We start from the raw sequence: 13,647 nt of genomic DNA, 5'->3' as shown, positions 1-13,647 counted from the left end.
GCAACCACAGCGTCTGCTCGCCGGCAGGCTCGCCCCGCGCCCGGGGGGGGCCAATGACACGGATCCGCCGATGATCACCGCGACCCGAATCCATCTCACCATCGCCATGCTGATGGGGCTCGCCGGCGTCACGCTGCTCGCGGCCGGGACGCATTCCGGTGGCTCGGACAATGTCCAGATCGCCGGGCAGATGCTGCTCTTCCATGCGCCGACGGTCATCGCCGCCTGCACCGCAAGACGCGCCGAATTGCTGGCGGACTGGCCGGCTCGCCTCGCGATCTCGCTGCTGATCCTCGGCGTCGCGCTCTTTTCCGCCGATCTTTCCATGCGCGGCTTCCATGGCGAGCGGCTGTTCCTCGGCGCGGCGCCGGCAGGCGGTTTCATGATGCTCGCCGGCTGGCTAGGCATGGTCATCGCCGCTTTGTTCGCCAGGCGCGCCTGACAACCCGCCTCGGCGCTTCCGCCGCCTGTCGTCTTCAGTTAGAACGCGGCGCGGCGCAGCTGCCTCCTGCGCCTTCGCGGAGCCTGCCGATGAACGCGCCTCACAATCTCACGCCCTCGCAAGCCGCCGAGCTGCTGGTCCAGGCGCTGCCGCACATGCAGCGCTACGACCAGGAGGTGATCGTGATCAAATATGGCGGCAACGCCATGGGTGACGCCGCCACCGCCGAGGATTTCGCCGAGGACGTGGTGCTACTCGAGCAGTCCGGCCTGAAGCCGGTGGTCTGCCATGGCGGCGGCCCGCAGATTGCCCGCATGCTGGAGAAGCTCGGCATCAAGTCCGAGTTCAAGCAGGGCCTGCGCGTCACCGACGCCGCGACCGTCGACGTGGTCGAGATGGTCCTGGCCGGCTCGGTCAACAAGGAGATCGTCGGCTACATCTCGCGCGAGGGCGGCAAGGCGATCGGGCTCTGCGGCAAGGACGGCAACATGGTCCTGGCCAGGAAGGCGACCCGCACCATCGTCGATCCCGATTCGAAGATCGAGCAGGTGCTCGATCTCGGCTTCGTCGGCGAGCCCGAGACGGTCGACACCACCGTGCTCAAGGCGATCCTCAAGGAGGAGCTTATCCCGGTTCTGGCGCCGGTCTGCGCTGCCGCCGACGGCCAGACCTACAATGTCAACGCCGACACCTTCGCCGGCGCGATCGCAGGTGCGCTCGGCGCCAAACGCCTTCTGCTGCTCACCGATGTGCCGGGCGTGCTCGACAAGGACAAGCAGCTGATCCCGGAGCTCACCATCGAGCAGTGCCGGCGCCTGATCGCCGACGGCACCATCTCCGGCGGCATGATCCCGAAGATCGAGACCTGCATCTACGCGCTGGAAAAGGGCGTCGAGGCCGTCGTCATCCTCGACGGCAAGGTCCCGCATGCGGCGCTGATCGAGCTCTTCACCGACACCGGCTCGGGCACGATCATCAGGAAGTGAAAGAACCTGCGGGATGAGGCGCGGGGAACCCCTCCCCCTTGTGGGGAGGGGCAGGGGTGGGGGTCGTAAAGCAGGAACGACCGGCAGGACGTGAGACCGCCATCGCCGCTGCCGCCCCCTTCCTGCTAGCGATCGCCAAGCGGCACCACCCCCATCCCCTTGCCCTTCCCCACAAGGGGGAAGGGCGGAGACAGGACGACCAGCGTTGCGTGGTCGAAGCCATCCGGGAGAAGGCAGGTGTCGCGGCTCCCTCCTATGGACGACCTCGTCGTCGCAAGGACTTTGCAAGCATCTTGCATGTCATGATGGTGCCCCCCACATCACATGCCCCCATGAACCAGAACACGACCATTCCAGCCACCGCCATTCCGCTCCTGCCGGAGCAGGCGGCGTTCGGCCATGTCGACCACTGGATCTTCGATCTCGACAACACGCTCTATTCGCATGAGGCGCAGGTCTGGCCGCAGGTCAATGAGCGGATCACCCTGTATCTGCTCGAGCTCTTCGGCCTCGACGGCCTCTCCTCGCACGAGCTGCGCCGCTATTATTACGAGCGCTACGGCACGACGCTGAACGGGCTGATGTCGGAGCACGGCGTCGATCCCGGCGACTTCCTCGCCTTCGCCCACGACATCGACCTGTCGCTGCTCGATCCCAATCCCGCTCTCGGCGAGGCGATCGCCGCCCTGCCCGGCCGCAAGCTGATCCTGACCAACGGTTCGCGCGGTCATGCCGAGAACGTCGCCGGCAAGCTCGGCATCCTCCACCATTTCGAGGACATCTTCGACATCGTCGAGGCCGGCTTCCTGCCCAAGCCCGAGCGCGCCACCTACGAGAACTTCCTCGCCAGGCATGCGGTCGATCCCGCCCGGGCGGCGATGTTCGAGGACATCGACAAGAATCTCCTCGTGCCGAGCGCGCTCGGCATGAAGACGGTACTGATCGTGCCGCGCACGCCCGATCCGTTCCGCGAGACCTGGGAGCAGGCCGTGGTCGAGGCCAGCCATGTCGATTTCGTCACCGACGACCTGACCGGCTTCCTGAAGCCGCTGATGCGGCCGGGCGCAACGGTGCCGGTTACCGGCATCCCGGGTGAATAGCACCAGGTTTTCCGTCATTGCGAGGAGCGCGAGCGACGAAGCAATCCAGGGGCGGCAGCGCTCCACGTCCCCTTGGATTGCTTCGCTGCGCTCGCAATGACGTTAGCTGTAGCGCTTCGCCGCAAGCCCGTGCGCACGGCGCAAGCTCGTAACGTCGAGCCCCGGTATCTCGCCGTCGATCACGCGCCAGCGCCCGCCGATCATGACGCGATCGGCGCGATTGGCGCCGCACAGGACCAGCGCCGCGATCGGGTCATGCGCGCCCGAGAAGCGCAATTCGTCGAGCTTGTAGAAGGCGAGATCGCCCTGCAGGCCGATTGCGATCCTGCCTATATCGGCGCGGCCGAGGCAACGGGCCGAGCCCTCCGTCGCCCAGCGGATCGTGTCGCGCGCCGTCACTGCGCTCGCGCTTTTGTAGTGCAGCCGGTTGACCAGCAGCGCGTGGCGCAACTCCTCCATCAGGTTCGAGCCGTCATTGCTGGCCGAGCCGTCGACGCCGAGACCGACCGGCGCACCCGCCGCCTCGAGCTCGCGCGTCTTGCAGAAGCCCGAGGCGAGCACGCCGTTCGAGGTCGGGCAATGGCAGACCCCGACCCCGGCCTTGCCGAGCCGCTCGCATTCCTCGCAGGAGAAATGGATGCCGTGCGCCAGCCAGGTCTTGGGCCGCATCCAGCCGACGTCCTCCAGCAGGTCGAGCGGGCGCTTGCCATAGACCTCCAGGCAATAGGCGTCCTCGTCCTCGGTTTCCGCCAGATGGGTATGCAGCGGCGCGTCGAAGCGGGCCGCGAGCTCGGCCGATCTCGCCATCAGCAGGGGCGTCACCGAGAAGGGCGAGCACGGCGCGAGCGCGATCTGCACCATGCTGCCTGGCTTCGGATCATGGAACAGGCCGAGCACCCGCTCGCAATCGGCGAGGATGGTGTCCTCGTCCTGCACGACCTCGTCCGGCGGCAGGCCGCCATCCTTCTGCGACAGGTTCATCGAGCCGCGCGAGATGGTGACGCGGATGCCGAGCGCCCGCGCCTCCTCGACGGCGATGTCGACCGCATTCTCGAGCCCGTCCGGGTAGAGATAGTGGTGGTCGGCGGCCGTGGTGCAGCCGGAGAGCATGAGCTCGACCAAAGCGGCACGCACCGCGAGGCGCAGGTCTTCCGGCCGCAGACGCGCCCAGAGCGGATAGAGCGCCTTCAGCCAGGGGAAGAGCTCGCGGTCGATTGCGGCGGGATGGGAGCGGGTCAGCGTCTGGTAGAAATGGTGGTGGGTGTTGATCAGCCCCGGCAGCACGACGTGATCTGAAGCGTCGAAGCTCTCGGTCACCGGCAGCGCCGGATAGGCGCCGGGCGCAACCAGCTCGACGATCAGCCCGTCCTCGACCACGATCCCGCCCCCTGCATTCTCGGCGAGGATGGCGAGCGGATTCCTGATCCAGAGGCGCATAGCGGGTCCGGTTGCGAGCGGGTTGTCGAATTCCGGCATAGGCTTAGGCGGGGATGAAGGCCAGCCCCTCGCGCCGGGTCTTCCGGGGGAGAACACGGCGCACTCGTATGATCTCAACCATACTCGCTTGGCGTGCGTATCGGGCGCTGTTCGCGCTCGCCAACTTTCAATAAGTTGTTGGCAAGGCGGCCCACGGGATTTCACCCGCAAGGCTTCCGGTTCAACGGGGAAACCGTTCGCCTTGCGAGGCGAAGCGTGGCTCAAGGAGAGATCCCATGAAGAAATTGATGCTGGCGACGCTGTCGGCCTCGGCGCTGATGGTGGCGCAGCCTTTGGCGGCCAAGACACTGGTCTATTGCTCGGAAGGCAGCCCGGAGAATTTCGCGCCGAGCGTCAACACCACCGGCACGTCGTTCGACGCCAACACCCAAATCTATGACACCATCGTCCAGTTCGAGCGCGGCGGCGTCAAGGTTCAGCCGGCCCTGGCGGAAAAGTGGGAGGTCTCGCCTGATGGCCTGACCTACACGCTCCATCTGCGCAAGAACGTGAAGTGGCACACCAACAAGAACTTCAAGCCGACGCGCGACTTCAACGCCGACGACGTGATGTTCATGTTCGAGCGGCAGTGGAAGGAAGCGCACCCCTACTACAAGGTCACCAGCTCGAACCACTCCTACTTCAACGACATGGGCCTGCCCAAGCTCCTGAAGTCGGTCGAGAAGGTCGATGACTACACGGTCAAGATCACGCTGAACCAGCCGGAAGCGCCGTTCCTCGCCGACCTCGCCATGCAATATGCCGGCGTGCAGTCGAAGGAATACGCCGATGCGATGCTGAAGGCCGGCACGCCCGAGAAGCTCGACCAGGAGCCGGTCGGCACCGGCGCGTTCTATCTGGTGCAATACCAGAAGGACGCGATCATCCGCTACAAGGCCTCCCCCGACTACTGGGCCGGCAAGGCCAAGATCGACGACCTGATCTTCGCGATCACGCCGGACGCCTCGGTGCGCTGGGCCAAGCTGCAGAAGGGCGAATGCCATGTCATGCCCTATCCGAACCCGGCCGATCTCGACGCCATCAAGAAGGACGCCAATGTCCAGATCCTGGAACAGCCGGGCCTGAACATCGGCTATCTCGCCTACAACACCGCCAAGAAGCCCTTCGACGACGTCAAGGTCCGCCGCGCCGTCAACAAGGCGATCAACAAGAAGGCGATCATCGACGCGGTCTATCTCTCCAGCGGCGTCGCGGCGACCAACCCGATCCCGCCGACGATGTGGTCCTATAACGAGGCGATCAAGGACGACCCCTTCGATCCGGAAGCGGCCAAGAAGGAGCTGGCCGATGCCGGCTACCCGAACGGGCTCGAGATCGACCTGTGGGCGATGCCGGTGCAGCGTCCCTACAACCCCAACGCCAAGCGCATCGCCGAGCTGATGCAGGCCGATCTCGCCAAGGTCGGCGTCAAGGCCGAGATCAAGACCTTCGAGTGGGGCGAGTACCGCAAGCGCCTGCAGGCCGGCGAGCACCAGACCGGCATGTTCGGCTGGACCGGCGACAATGGCGATCCGGACAATTTCCTGCACACGCTGCTCGGCTGCGACGCCTCCAAGAACAACGGCGGCAACGTCGCCAAGTTCTGCTACCAGCCCTTCGACGAGCTGGTGACCAAGGCCAAGACGATCACCGACCAGGCCGAGCGCGAGAAGCTCTATCGGCAGGCGCAGGTGATCTTCAAGGAGCAGGCGCCCTGGTTCACCATCGCCCATGCGGTCCAGCTCAAGCCGGTCCGCAAGGAAGTCATCGACTTCAAGCTCTCGCCGTTCAGCCGCCACGTCTTCTACGGCGTCGACATCGGCAAGTGAGGCTCTGCGTCAAATAATCCCGGCGCCGGCGGAGCAATCATTGCTTCGTCGGCGCCGCTTCTGTTCCTATTGTTGCGCTTCCGCGCGCTGATGTTTTCTGGTCTTTCGTCGCAAGCGGCGTTTCACACTGCACCTTACCATCTCGATCCACCGGTTTTGCTGCCGCCTTCTTGATCTTTCCGGCGTTCTGGTGTTTGCGCTGCGCCGGAATTCGAACTTGAATAAGACGACAGAACAGGCCGCCGAGCGACAATGCGCCCGGCCGACAAGACTGGCACAACCATGCTTCGCTTCATCCTGACCAGGGTCAGCCTCGTCATTCCGACCTTCATCGGCATCACGCTGCTGGCCTTCTTCCTGGTCCGGCTCGTGCCGGGCGACCCGATCGAGACCATGGCCGGCGAGCGCGGCATCGACGCCACCCGCCATGCGCAGTTGCTCAAGGAGTACGGTCTCGACCAGCCGCTTTTCGTCCAGTACGGCCGCTATATCGAGCGCGTGGTCCAGGGCGATCTCGGCAAGTCGACCGTGACGCGCGAGAACGTCCTCTCCGAATTCAGCCAGCTCTTCCCGGCCACGATCGAGCTCGCGCTCTGCGCCATCCTGCTCGCGCTGATCATCGGCCTGCCAGCCGGCATCATCGCCGCGGTGAAGCGAAATTCGATCTTCGACCATGGCGTGATGGGCATCTCGCTCACCGGCTATTCGATGCCGATCTTCTGGTGGGGCCTGCTGCTGATCTTGCTGTTCTCGGTGCAGCTCGGCATCACCCCGGTCTCTGGCCGGATCGCGGTGCAGTATTTCATCGAGCCGGTCACCGGCTTCCTCACCATCGACAGCCTGCTTGCCGGCGACATCGACGCCTTCTGGTCGGCGCTGTCGCATCTGGTGCTGCCGGCGATCGTGCTCGGCACCGTGCCGCTCGCCGTCATCGCCCGCATGACCCGCTCGGCGATGCTGGAGGTGCTCGGCGAGGACTATATCCGCACCGCCCGCGCCAAGGGCATGGCCCCCTTGCGGGTCGTCGCCCTGCACGGGCTGCGCAACGCCCTGATCCCGATCGTGACGGTGATCGGCCTGCAGGTCGGCACGCTCTTCACCGGCGCGATCCTGACCGAGACGATCTTCTCCTGGCCCGGCGTCGGCAAATGGCTGATCGAGGCGATCAGCCGGCGCGACTACCCCATCCTCCAGGGCGGCACGCTGCTGCTCGGCATGGTCGTGATGAGCGTCAACCTCCTGGTCGACCTGCTCTACGGCCTGATCAACCCGCGCATCAGGCACGCACGATGATCGCTCTTCAGTCCCTTCGCTCCCGTTGGAGCCTTCGCCCATGAGCGCCGAAACCCTGCAAGTTCCCGCCGTGCCCGCAGGCGCGCCGCCGCACCCCGCCCGCGAGTTCTGGAGCTATTTCAGCGCCAATCGTGGCGCCGTCGCCGGACTCGTCGTCATCGGCATCGTACTGCTCTGCGCGCTGTTTGCGCCGCTGATCGCCCCGCATCATCCCAACCTGACCGACAACGCCGTCTTCCTGAAGCCGCCGTTCTGGCAGGAGGGCGGCTCGCTCTCCTATCCGCTCGGCACCGACGCGATCGGCCGCGACATCCTCTCGCGGCTGATCTACGGCGCGCGGCTCTCGCTCGTCATCGGCATCGCCGTCGTCGCCATCGCAATCGTCGTCGGCATCGTACTCGGCCTGGTCGCCGGCTACTTCAAGGGCCTCGCCGACATCGCCATCATGCGGGTGATGGATATCCTGATGACGATGCCGAGCCTCCTGCTCGCCATCGTCATCGTCGCGATCCTCGGCCCCGGGCTGATGAACGCGATGCTCGCCGTCGCCATCGTCGTGCTGCCGCACTATGTCCGCATCACCCGCGCCGCCGTCATCGCCGAGACCTCGAAGGACTATGTCGTCGCCGCGAAGGTCAGCGGCGCGCAGACCACGCGATTGATGTTCTCGGAGATCCTGCCGAACTGCGCTGCGCCGCTGATCGTGCAGGCGACGCTCGGTGTCTCGACCGCGATCCTCGATGCCGCGGCGCTCGGCTTCCTCGGCCTCGGCGCCCAGCCGCCGACCCCGGAATGGGGCACCATGCTCGCCGACGCCCGCGAATTCGTGCTGCGCGCCTGGTGGGTCGTCACCTTCCCGGGCCTCGCCATCCTGATCACCGTGCTCGCCTTCAACCTGCTCGGCGACGGCCTGCGCGACGCCCTCGATCCCAAATTGAAGCGCTGATCCCATGCCCCTGCTCGAGATCGAAAACCTCAGCGTCGAATTCCCCACATCCCAGGGGCTGCTGCGCGCGGTCGACCGCATCGACCTCACCCTCGACGAGGGCGAGGTGCTCGGCGTCGTCGGCGAATCCGGCTCCGGCAAGAGCGTCACCATGCTCGCCCTGATGGGCCTCGTCGGCTATCCCGGCCGCGTCCGCGCCGACAAATTGCGCTTCGACGGCCGCGACCTCCTGACCATGTCCGCGCGCGAGCGCCGCCAGCTCACCGGCAAGGACGTGGCGATGATCTTCCAGGAGCCGAGCACCAGCCTGAACCCCTGCTTCACCATCGGCTTCCAGCTCGCCGAGACGCTGAGGAAGCACGAGGGCATGGACCGCAAGGCGGCCAGGCGCCGGGCGATCGAATTGCTCGAACAGGTCGGGATCCCCGCCCCGGAAAGCCGCCTCAAGGCTTATCCCCACCAGCTTTCCGGCGGCATGAACCAGCGCGTCATGATCGCCATGGCGATCGCCTGCAATCCGCGCCTCTTGATCGCCGACGAGCCGACGACCGCGCTCGACGTCACCATCCAGGCGCAGATCCTCGACCTCCTGATGTCGCTGCAGCGCGAGCGCGGCATGGCGCTCGTCCTGATCACTCACAACATGGGCGTCGTCGCCGAGACGGCGCAGCGCATCATGGTGATGTATGCCGGGCAGATCATGGAGGAGCGCAAGGTCGACGCGCTGTTCTCCGCGCCGCAGCATCCCTATTCGGCCGCGCTGCTCGCAGCCCTGCCGGAACGCAGCGAGGGCGAAAGCCGGCTCGCCACCATCCCCGGCATGGTCCCCGGCCTCAACGACCGGCCGAAAGGCTGCCTGTTCAGCCCGCGCTGCGCCTATGCGACCCAGCATTCGCGCACCGTCCAGCCGGAACTTCGGCCCTGGGCGGACGGGCATGTGCGTTGCCACTACCCGCTCGGCGATTCCCAGCGCGAGGCGGAGCGCGCCCGCGACGAAGCCGGTCTGGCGACGGAGGCGGTGCGATGAGCAACCCCGTCATCGAAGCCCGCGACCTCGTCCAGACCTATCAGGTCAGGCAGGGGCTGTTCCGCCCGCCGGCGCAGTTGCAGGCGGTGAACAAGGTCTCCTTCGCGGTCGAGGCCGGGCGCACTCTTGCCGTGGTCGGCGAATCCGGTTGCGGGAAATCGACGCTGGCCCGCATGGCGACGCTGATCGAGAAGCCGACATCCGGCTCCCTGACGCTCGACGGGCTCGACGCCGTCTCGCCGCCGGCAGCTGAGCGCAAGCGGCTGCGCCGCACCGTCCAGTTCGTCTTCCAGAACCCCTATGGCTCGCTCAATCCGCGCAAGAAGATCGGCACGATCCTCGAGGAGCCGCTGCTGATCAACACCGACCTCTCCAAGACGGAGCGGACCGAGAAGGCCCGCGCCATGATGGCCAAGGTCGGCTTGCGGCCGGAGCATTACGCTCGCTACCCGCACATGTTCTCAGGGGGCCAGCGCCAGCGCATCGCGATCGCCCGCGCGCTCATTCTTTCGCCCAAGGTGGTGGTTGCCGACGAGCCGGTCTCGGCGCTGGACATCTCGATCCAGGCGCAGGTCCTCAACCTGCTGGCCGATCTGCAGGACGAGCTGAAGCTCGCCTACCTCTTCATCTCGCACGATCTCAGCGTCGTCCGTCACATCGCCCATGACGTGATGGTGATGTATCTCGGCAATGCCATCGAGCATGGCCCGAAGGAGCGCATCTACGCCCGGCCGCTCCATCCCTATACGCAGGCGCTGCTCGCCTCGACGCCGCGTGTCGGCGGCGACAAGCGCGAGCGCATCGTGCTGCGCGGCGAACTGCCCTCGCCGCTCAACCCACCGACGGGCTGCGTCTTCTCGACCCGCTGTCCCTTCGTCACCGAGCGCTGCCGCACCGAGCGCCCGCTAAAGCGCGAGATCGACGGCCGGCAGGTCGCCTGCCACTACGCCGAGACCTTCCTGGCCAAGGCAGCGGCGTAAGGTTCGCACGGAAGCGCGCTGTCATTCCGGGGCTTCGCGCAGCGAAGAGCCCGGAACCCAGAACCAATGCCGATCATTGTGATGGCCCCGCAGCCGACGCGGCTCTCCCCCGACCGCAGCGATTCTGGATTCCGGGCTCAGGCCTTCGGCCTGCCCCGGAAAGACGGCGCGGTTCCGCCGAGGTCTGCTGCGCTTATGGGGGAGCTTAGGCTCACGCCACCTTGGCGATCAGCGGCTTGGTCTCCCATTCCTCGCCCCAGATCATCACGGCGTGGCCGGGTGAGGCCTCGCGATACTGGCGCACCGGCGGGACGTAGTCGGCCGGGCGGATCGGGCTCTTGATCTCGTCGTTCGAGACCGGGCGCTTTTCCAGGCGCCTTGCCGGATCGGCGATCGGCACCGCCGCCAGCAGCCGCTTGGTGTAGGGGTGCTGCGGGTTGCCGAAGATCGCCTCGCGCGGGCCGATCTCGACGATCTCGCCGAGATACATCACCGCGACGCGGTGGCTGACGCGCTCGACCACCGCCATGTCGTGCGAGATGAAGAGATAGCCCAGCCCCATGCGCGCCTGCAGATCGAGCATCAGGTTGACCACCTGCGCCTTGACCGAGACGTCGAGCGCCGAGACGGCCTCGTCGGCCACGATCAGACGCGGCTCGACCGCGAGTGCGCGGGCGATGCAGATGCGCTGGCGCTGGCCGCCCGAGAACTCGTGCGGGAAGCGGCTCGCCATGTCGGGCAAGAGGCCGACGCGCTTCAGGAGGTCGGCGACCTTGTCGCGCGCTTCGGAGCGGGTGGCGAGATTGTTGATCAGCAGCGGCTCGGCCACGGCCGCGCCGATGTTCATGCGCGGATTGAGCGACGCGAACGGGTCCTGGAAGATCATCTGCATGCGCTTGCGCTGCTCGCGCAGATCGCCCTGGCTGAGCTTGAGCACATCGACGCCGTCGAGCAGCACCGAGCCGGAGAGCGGCTCGACCAGGCGCAGCACCGAGCGGCCGGTCGTCGACTTGCCGCAGCCGGATTCGCCGACCAGCGCCAGCGTCTCGCCCGCCTTCAGGCTGAAGGAAACGTTCTCGACCGCGTGCACCCGGCCCTTGACCGAGGAGAGCAGGCCCGAGCGGATCTCGAAGCGGGTGGTCAGCCCCGCCACCTCGAGCACCGGGCGCTCGGCTGCCTGGACCGTATCGGGCACCTCGGTGGGCACGTCCGACAGGCCGGTCGCACGGTCGACCACCGGGAAGCGCATCGGCCGCCTGCGCCCTTCCATCGAGCCCAGCCGCGGCACGGCCGAGAGCAGCGACTTGGTATAGGGCTTCTGCGGATTGGCGAAGATGTCCTCGGTCGCGCCGGTCTCGATCTCGTCGCCATTGTACATGACGACGGTGCGGTCGGCGATCTCGGCAACGACGCCCATGTCGTGGGTGATGAAGAGGACGGACATGCCCTCCTCCTCCTGCAGCGACTTGATCAGCTCGAGGATCTGCGCCTGGATGGTGACGTCGAGCGCGGTCGTCGGCTCGTCGGCAATCAGCAGCTTCGGCTTGCAGGCCAGCGCCATCGCGATCATCACGCGCTGGCGCATGCCGCCGGAGAAGCGATGCGGATATTCGTGGAAGCGCGACTTCGCCGCCGGGATCTTGACCTTCTCCAGCAGGCGTACCGTTTCGGCCTCCGCCTCGCTGCGCGACATGTTGCGATGCAGGATCAGCGCCTCGGCGATCTGGAAGCCGATGGTCAGCACCGGGTTCAGCGAGGTCATCGGCTCCTGGAAGATCATCGCGATGTCGTTGCCGCGGATCTCGCGCATCTGCGCGTCCGGCAGGGTCAGGAGCTCCTTGCCGTTGAGCTTGATCGAGCCCTCGATCTTGCTCGAGCTCGGCGGGGTCAGCCGCATGATCGACAGAGCGGTCACGCTCTTGCCCGAGCCGGACTCGCCCACCACCGCAAGCGTCTCCTGCGGCCTGATCTCGAAGGAGATGTTGCGCACGACCGGCTTCCAGAGTCCCTCGACCCGGAATGAGGTCGTCAGGTTCGAGACCGAGAGGATCGGAGAGGTCATGCCAGGTCCTTCATTGCGATCTGATCAGAGGCTGCGGGCCGGGCACAAACGCCCACCCCGCAGCCGGTGGGCCGCGTTCAAAGCCGGATCAGAATAACCAGAGTGCGGCGGATGTCAGCAGGCTGTGTGATAAAATATTGAGCGCTCCTGCCGTTTGCACACGCCATAACCACAGAGAATACCTCATCCCGGATTTCGACTTGGACAGACTGGGACGGCGATCCCCACTATCGCGCCAAGAATGATCGAGGGGATCACACCATGAAAACGCACGTCGCCGGGCTTGCGGGCCTGATGCTGTTTGCGGGTCTCCAGGAGCAGGCTCTCGCCGAAGAGACGGTCCTCAGGGTCAGCTCCGGCGGCTGCGGGTGGCGGACCGCTTGACGCCGGTCTCGAGCTATTGCGGATTGCGGAAGTGTCCGCAAACGACCGACAGGCACGTCCCTTCGCTCGGCCGAGCTGTTCGGATAGTTTTACGATTGGAGACCCGTCGAATCCCATGCAAGCCGATACAGCGCAGGCGCCAGCGACCAATCGAAGCCCGGCTATCGGCGCGGATCTGATCGCCGTCGTCGTTGCCGTGAACCATGGCGAGCCGCGTGTCCTGACGATCGAACAGGCCGGGTCCTTGCCGTCCGGCCCATTCGAGCTGGGACATCGCTCCCTGCAGTCGGGCCTGAGGGCGTGGGTGGAGCGGCAGACCGGTTTCTCGCTCGGCTATGTCGAGCAGCTCTACACCTTTGCCGACCGCGACCGGATCGGCCCCGACCGCGTCCAGATCTCGATCAGCTATCTCGGCTTGACCCTGGAAGAGCCGGCCAGGAGCTCGCCCACCCATGGCTGGCAAGGCTGGTACGATTATTTTCCATGGGAGGACCATCGCGCGGGCCTGCCTTCGATCCTCACCGATGTCCTCGTGCCCCGGCTTCTGGCCTGGGCTGACAGGGGCGAAGGTTCGAACACACGTGCGGAACGCCGGTGGCGCGTGGCACTCAACTTCGGCCTGGACGACCATGACTGGAACGAAGAGCTCGTTCTGCAGCGATATGAACTGCTCTATGAGGCTGGCCTGGTGGCTGAGGCGGTGCGCGAGCAAGCCACTTGCGGCGCGCAATCCATTCCTGGCCGGCCGATGATTGCCGATCACCGCCGCATTCTCGCGACGGGCATCGCCAGACTTCGCACCAAGATCAAATACCGGCCCGTCGTGTTCGAGCTGATGCCGCGGACCTTCACGCTGCTGCAATTGCAGCGCGCCGTTGAAGCGCTCGCCGGCCGGCTCGTGCACAAGCAGAATTTCCGACGGCTCATCGAACAGCAGGATCTGGTCGAGGAGACCGGCGAGACGACGTCCGATACCGGCGGGCGCCCGGCCAAGCGCTTCCGTTTCCGGCAGTCGGTTCTGGAGGAGCGCACGGTCGTCGGCACAAGGCTGCCTCTTTCACGCGCTTGACATCTCTTATGCTCAGAGTAAGCATATCCCTATTATACTCTCTTTGAGCATAA

General features: G+C 65.9%; 11 protein-coding genes. 9 read left to right on the top strand and 2 right to left on the bottom strand.

The annotated features are described in order from the left end of the window. Positions 1–70 precede the first annotated feature (70 nt). The 3 genes from ACSQ24_RS01755 (at position 71) to ACSQ24_RS01745 (ending at position 2,528) form a co-directional block, all read left to right on the top strand. Positions 71–442 (top strand): DUF423 domain-containing protein, encoded by a 372-nt coding sequence (locus ACSQ24_RS01755; protein ID WP_436093021.1) that lies wholly within the window; start codon positions 71–73, stop codon positions 440–442. 89 nt (positions 443–531) lie between these two features. Next, positions 532–1,428, top strand: coding sequence for an acetylglutamate kinase (argB, locus tag ACSQ24_RS01750; protein ID WP_284172122.1), 897 nt, complete (start codon positions 532–534; stop codon positions 1,426–1,428). A 332-nt stretch (positions 1,429–1,760) separates the two neighbouring features. Beyond that, entirely contained in the window at positions 1,761–2,528 is a 768-nt protein-coding gene (locus tag ACSQ24_RS01745; protein WP_436093020.1) for a pyrimidine 5'-nucleotidase, read from the top strand. 102 nt (positions 2,529–2,630) lie between these two features. Here the strand turns inward: ACSQ24_RS01745 and ACSQ24_RS01740 are convergent, their stop codons facing one another. Then, a complete protein-coding gene (locus tag ACSQ24_RS01740) occupies positions 2,631–3,965 on the bottom strand; it encodes an 8-oxoguanine deaminase (protein ID WP_436093019.1) in 1,335 nt (444 codons plus the stop codon). A gap of 275 nt (positions 3,966–4,240) precedes the next feature. On the opposite strand from ACSQ24_RS01740, the gene ACSQ24_RS01735 reads away from it, so the two are divergent. The 5 genes from ACSQ24_RS01735 to ACSQ24_RS01715 all read left to right on the top strand — a co-directional run bounded on the left by ACSQ24_RS01735 (position 4,241) and on the right by ACSQ24_RS01715 (position 10,079). Next, positions 4,241–5,833 (top strand): ABC transporter substrate-binding protein, encoded by a 1,593-nt coding sequence (locus ACSQ24_RS01735; RefSeq protein WP_436093018.1) that lies wholly within the window; start codon positions 4,241–4,243, stop codon positions 5,831–5,833. Between the two features lie 282 nt (positions 5,834–6,115). Beyond that, positions 6,116–7,126, top strand: a complete 1,011-nt coding sequence (locus ACSQ24_RS01730; RefSeq protein WP_436093017.1) for an ABC transporter permease subunit — start codon at positions 6,116–6,118, stop codon at positions 7,124–7,126. A gap of 40 nt (positions 7,127–7,166) precedes the next feature. Next, complete coding sequence (locus ACSQ24_RS01725) at positions 7,167–8,072, top strand: ABC transporter permease subunit (protein WP_436093016.1); 906 nt, start codon at positions 7,167–7,169, stop codon at positions 8,070–8,072. Between the two features lie 4 nt (positions 8,073–8,076). Then, the gene (locus tag ACSQ24_RS01720; RefSeq protein WP_436093015.1) at positions 8,077–9,099 is read left to right on the top strand and encodes an ABC transporter ATP-binding protein; all 1,023 of its coding nucleotides are present in this window, start codon (positions 8,077–8,079) and stop codon (positions 9,097–9,099) included. Continuing rightward, the gene (locus ACSQ24_RS01715; RefSeq protein ID WP_436093014.1) at positions 9,096–10,079 is read left to right on the top strand and encodes a peptide ABC transporter ATP-binding protein; all 984 of its coding nucleotides are present in this window, start codon (positions 9,096–9,098) and stop codon (positions 10,077–10,079) included. The genes ACSQ24_RS01720 and ACSQ24_RS01715 overlap by 4 nt, the downstream gene beginning before the upstream one ends. 211 nt (positions 10,080–10,290) lie before the next feature. Here ACSQ24_RS01715 and ACSQ24_RS01710 read toward each other — a convergent pair whose 3' ends face one another. Then, a complete protein-coding gene (locus ACSQ24_RS01710) occupies positions 10,291–12,141 on the bottom strand; it encodes an ABC transporter ATP-binding protein (protein ID WP_436093013.1) in 1,851 nt (616 codons plus the stop codon). A 499-nt stretch (positions 12,142–12,640) separates the two neighbouring features. Between ACSQ24_RS01710 and ACSQ24_RS01705 the strand changes: the two genes are divergently transcribed. Continuing rightward, a complete protein-coding gene (locus ACSQ24_RS01705) occupies positions 12,641–13,594 on the top strand; it encodes an NUDIX hydrolase (protein ID WP_436093012.1) in 954 nt (317 codons plus the stop codon). Positions 13,595–13,647: the final 53 nt, after the last annotated feature.

The organism is Allobosea sp. LjRoot237 (assembly GCF_964253285.1).
Taxonomy (GTDB): domain Bacteria; phylum Pseudomonadota; class Alphaproteobacteria; order Rhizobiales; family Beijerinckiaceae; genus Allobosea.
Note: the sequence above shows the minus strand (reverse complement) of the source record. Positions and strands in the feature narration are given on the sequence as shown.